This window comes from Pseudoalteromonas sp. TAB23, from assembly GCF_000498075.1.
Lineage (GTDB): Bacteria > Pseudomonadota > Gammaproteobacteria > Enterobacterales > Alteromonadaceae > Pseudoalteromonas > Pseudoalteromonas arctica.
The window spans coordinates 1-4,778 of record NZ_AUTP01000200.1; the positions used below are offsets into that span (position 1 = coordinate 1).

The window sequence follows — 4,778 nt, forward strand, 5'->3', positions numbered from 1 at the left end:
CCCGTGCCAATAATTATTGCATCATATTGGTATGTCACGGGTACTTTTTTTTGTTCTGGTTGTTTGGCCACAGCCACTCCTAAATTAATTAAAAGAGGCTTTTAATAACCTCGCATTAAGTGCTAGCCATGCCTGTTTTTGATTTTCCCAGGCGGCTTCCAACTCATGGTATTGTGCCATTAATGCTGAGCGTTCACACTGCTTTGCCATGTTATTTTTTTTAACTTCTAACACTTGTTTTTGTAGTGAACAATAATTTTGCAGTTTTTTCAGCAGTAAATCGTACTCTTGTTGTAATAATGTAATCTTATCTTGTGCTAAAGGCAATTTTGCAAGACGCGTTTGCGTTTTGCTCATTAGCGTTTCGGCCTTTGCTTTTTCGATACGTTCAACAGGTGTACGCTTCAGTTTATTAGCTAAACCAACAGCTGCTAAAGAGCGGATCATCCATTTTGTTGGATCGTAATGAAACCATTTAATACCGTTACGGTAGTCGCTTGCAAATATATGGTGGAAGTTGTGATACCCCTCACCGTATGTAAATAACGCTAAAAAGCCGTTATCGCGTGCCGTATTTTTTTCGGTGTATGGGCGAGAGCCCCAAATATGTGCAACCGAATTTATAAAAAAGGTAAAGTGTTGGCTTAGTACTAAGCGTAGTAAACCTGCAAGAATTAACATACCCCACACATCACCAACTAATAAACCAAGTGCAAGAGGCAAACCTACGTTCATAGCAATAGCTAGTTTTAAGTAGTGCTTATGTTGCCACATAACGACTTTATTTCGTTGTAAATCACGACAATTACTATAGTCGTTGTAGCTATCGCCTTGGTAGTCACGTAACATCCAGNCCAGCCGATATGGCTATACCAAAAACCATTGGTAGCCGCGTAAGGGTCTTTTATTGGGTCGTCAACTTGACCGTGATGTATACGGTGATCGCTACTCCAATGCAAAGCACTGTTTTGTAGTGCAAAAGCACCGCCAAGCGCAAAAATAAATTCAACAGCAGGGTGTGCGTTATAGGTTTTATGTGCCCATAATCGATGGTAGCCGGCAGTAATTGATAAGCCTGCATAAAACATGCAGCCAACAAAAGCAATCCAATGCGCGCTGGTAAATCCGTAGCTAATGGCGTACCAAGGTACAAGTGTGGCNCAGCCGCCAAAAAGGTTAGGCTAAAAAATAGGACGTTTGTCCAAATCATCGGTGGTTTATTCATAATTCTCAATCTCAGCGTACAACTGTAAGCTAAAATAGTATTTCAAACTCTCGTCGTCAAGTATTAGACTGTACAATTGAGCTAATATCACTAAATATTCATATAAAATAATTCAGGGAGCTGTTGATGTCGGGTGTTAGAGCGCAACAGAAACAAAAAACACGACAGGCGTTAATTCAAGCGGCATTTAATCAGCTGAGTGCTGATCATAGTTTTTCGAATTTAAGTTTACGCGAAGTAGCACGAGAAGCAGGTATTGCCCCAACTTCTTTTTATCGTCATTTTAAAGACATGGATGAGCTAGGTTTAACCATGGTAGACGAAGCCGGTTTAACTCTTCGCCAACTAATGCGTCAAGCACGCAGACGAATAGCAAACGATGGCGGCAGTGTTATAAATACCTCAGTGGTTACTTTTATGGAGTTTATTGATAACTCAAGTAACCAATTTAGGTTGTTGCTGCGAGAACGCTCTGGGACTTCTAAAGCATTTAGAGCCGCTGTAGCCCGCGAGGTAAAACATTTTATTTTAGAGCTGGCTCATTATTTAGAAAGCGAAACTAAATGTAATGCTATGCATGCCTATATTCAGGCTGAATCTATGGTAACGCTCGTATTTAATGCGGGGGCAGAGGCGCTCGATATAGAAGGATTGCAACGCGACGAATTGATTGAGCGCGTTATTTGGCAGCTGCGTTATATTACTCGTGGAGCCGGACATTACGTAAGAGAAACGAATAAAGAAGCATAGCTTAAAAAAATTGCAAAAAGTTAATATAAGCACGGTATATTGCAGTGCTTATTAATTTAAGCGCCACTAGTTACGTATTTGTTATTTTAATTCCCCATGTTGATCTATGTTGAATTAAAAAACCCAATTGAATCGTTTTTAAATCTATTATGTGGAATATTTATGCTTGCACCCGCTGCGCTGTAATGTTAAAAATAGGCTTCACTGAACACACACATAAGAAAACAAGATGCATATTATTCGTTTAATTACACTAAAACTTAACCTCTTACTGCTATGGCAAGTAAGCGGGGATTAGTGTGTTTGCATCGAGTTGAACACTAAAAAACCCCGCAATTGCGGGGTTTTTTTTATCTCGCGGCTGGGATTAATTGAAATTTGGGTAACATAGGAATGAGGGGCAGTTATGCAAGAGCAAGATAAAGTATGGATTTTTGATACCACCTTACGTGATGGCGAACAGGCACTTAAAGCAAGCCTTACTGAAGATGATAAAATTCAATTAGCACATACAATTAGCCGCTTGAATGTGGATGTGATGGAAGTAGGCTTTCCGGTTTCGAGCCCTGCTGATTTTCGCTCGGTGCAACGTATTGCAACCGAAGTAAAAGGTCCTATTATTTGTGGTTTAGCACGCTCAGTTGCTAAAGACATTGAAGCCTGTGGCGAAGCTCTTCGCACAGCTCAGCAAAGCCGTATTCATACTTTTATTGCTACAAGCCCTTTGCACCTTGAACATAAATTACGTATGAGCCTAGACGATGCAACGGCCATGGCTGTTAAATCAATTAAATTGGCACGTAACTATACTGATGATGTTGAGTTTTCGTGTGAAGATGCCGGTCGTACGCCGCACTGGGATTTATGTAAAATTGTTGAGCAGGCAATTAATGCCGGAGCTTCAACTATTAACTTGCCAGACACCGTTGGTTTTGTAACGCCAGACGAATACGCCGCGATGATCCGCCATTTAATGAATAACGTGCCAAATATTGATAAAGCGCGCTTAAGCGTGCATTGCCACAATGATTTAGGTTTAGCAGTAGCAAACTCGGTAGCCGCAGTGCAAGCCGGTGCGCGCCAAATTGAGTGTACTATTAATGGCATTGGTGAGCGTGCTGGTAACTGCTCGCTTGAAGAAGTGGCGATGATCATGAAAATGCGCCACGACCACTTAAAAGTATACACCGATATTAAAAGTGAAGAAATTTACCGCGCATCTCGTCAAGTGGCTAAAATTTGTAATATGCCAGTACAACCAAATAAAGCGATTGTTGGCGAAAACGCCTTTGCGCATAGTTCTGGCATTCACCAAGACGGTGTATTAAAAGCGCAAAATACGTATGAGATTATGTCGCCAGAAAGCGTTGGTGTGCCAAGTAACCAATTAAATATGACTTCGCGTTCGGGTCGTCATGTTATTGAGCATCGCCTAGAAGAGTTAGGCTATCAAAAATCTGATTACGATATGGATGGCTTATACAAAAGCTTTATTGAGTTGGCTGACCAAAAAGGCACCGTATACGATTACGACCTTGAGGCGATGATTTACTTTAATCAAATTAACGACAAAGACGAAAAATACCAATTAGAATTTGTTAACTCAGCCTCTAACTCACAATCAGTAGCAAGCTCTACCATTGGAATGCGTATTGATGGCGAAGCTAAACAAGAAGCGGCGACAGGTAATGGTCCAGTTGAAGCCTCGTTTGCAGCTATTGAGCGTTTAACCGGTATGAGCGTTGAAATGATTGAATATAACTTAGAAGCAACAGGCCAAGGTGCAAGCTCATTAGGCCAAGTAAATATTATAGCTAAATACGATGGCCGACCTTACCACGGTGCGGGCATTGCAGCGGATGTGGTTGAAGCGTCGGTACGCGCCATGATCCGTGTTTATAACTTAATTTATCGTGCACAAAAAGTGTCTGATTTAAAACAACAAAGGAAAGCAGGATGAGTAAAACAAACTACAGCGTTGCAGTATTAGCTGGCGACGGTATTGGTCCAGAAGTAATGGCAGCAGCAGAGCAAGTACTTGATGCTGTGAGCAATAAGTTTGGTTTTACCCTAAACCGTCAGCATCATGCTATTGGTGGCGCAGCCATTGATGAATTTGGTGAAGCATTACCACCAAAAACACTTAGTGCCTGTGAAAGTGCCGATGCTATTTTATTTGGTTCGGTAGGCGGTCCTAAATGGGAAAACTTACCACCAAACGAGCAGCCTGAGCGCGCATCGTTATTGCCGCTTCGTAAGCACTTTGGTTTGTTTTGTAATTTACGCCCTGCACAGTTATTACCTGCATTAAGTGCAGCGTCGCCACTTCGCGCTGATATTAGTGAAAAAGGTTTTGATATTTTATGTGTGCGCGAACTAACTGGCGGCATTTATTTTGGTGAAAAAGGTCGCAGTGGTGAAGGCGCAGAAGAGTTTGCATTTGATACGCAAACATACTCACGAAAAGAAATCGAACGTATTGCACGCTTTGCTTTTGAAGCGGCAAAACTACGTAGTAACCACGTTACCTCTGTTGATAAAGCCAATGTATTAGCATCAAGCGTATTATGGCGCGAAGTAGTAACTGAAGTTAGTAAAGACTACCCAGAAGTAAGCTTAGATTACATTTACGTAGATAACGCGGCTATGCAGTTAGTTAAACAGCCTAGCCAGTTTGACGTACTACTTTGCGATAACTTATTTGGTGATATTTTGTCAGATGAGTGCGCTATGATCACAGGCTCAATGGGCTTATTACCATCGGCAAGCTTGAATCAATCGGGTTTTGGATTGTACGAGCCAG

3 protein-coding genes and 1 pseudogene are annotated in these 4,778 nt (G+C 41.5%); 3 read left to right on the top strand and 1 reads right to left on the bottom strand.

What is annotated here, in order from left to right; translation table 11 throughout:
- Positions 1-84: 84 nt before the first annotated feature.
- Positions 85-1,225: pseudogene (locus L654_RS01000000125890) on the bottom strand (fatty acid desaturase).
- A 126-nt stretch (positions 1,226-1,351) separates the two neighbouring features.
- On the opposite strand from L654_RS01000000125890, the gene fabR reads away from it, so the two are divergent.
- The 3 genes from fabR to leuB form a co-directional block, all read left to right on the top strand.
- Positions 1,352-1,975, top strand: a complete 624-nt coding sequence (gene fabR / locus L654_RS0110255; protein WP_010555448.1) for an HTH-type transcriptional repressor FabR — start codon at positions 1,352-1,354, stop codon at positions 1,973-1,975.
- Between the two features lie 406 nt (positions 1,976-2,381).
- A complete protein-coding gene (gene leuA / locus L654_RS0110260; protein ID WP_008171909.1) occupies positions 2,382-3,935 on the top strand; it encodes a 2-isopropylmalate synthase in 1,554 nt (517 codons plus the stop codon).
- The coding region (leuB, locus tag L654_RS0110265; RefSeq protein ID WP_024596432.1) for a 3-isopropylmalate dehydrogenase at positions 3,932-4,778 on the top strand (847 nt) is incomplete at its 3' end. The genes leuA and leuB, both read left to right, overlap by 4 nt.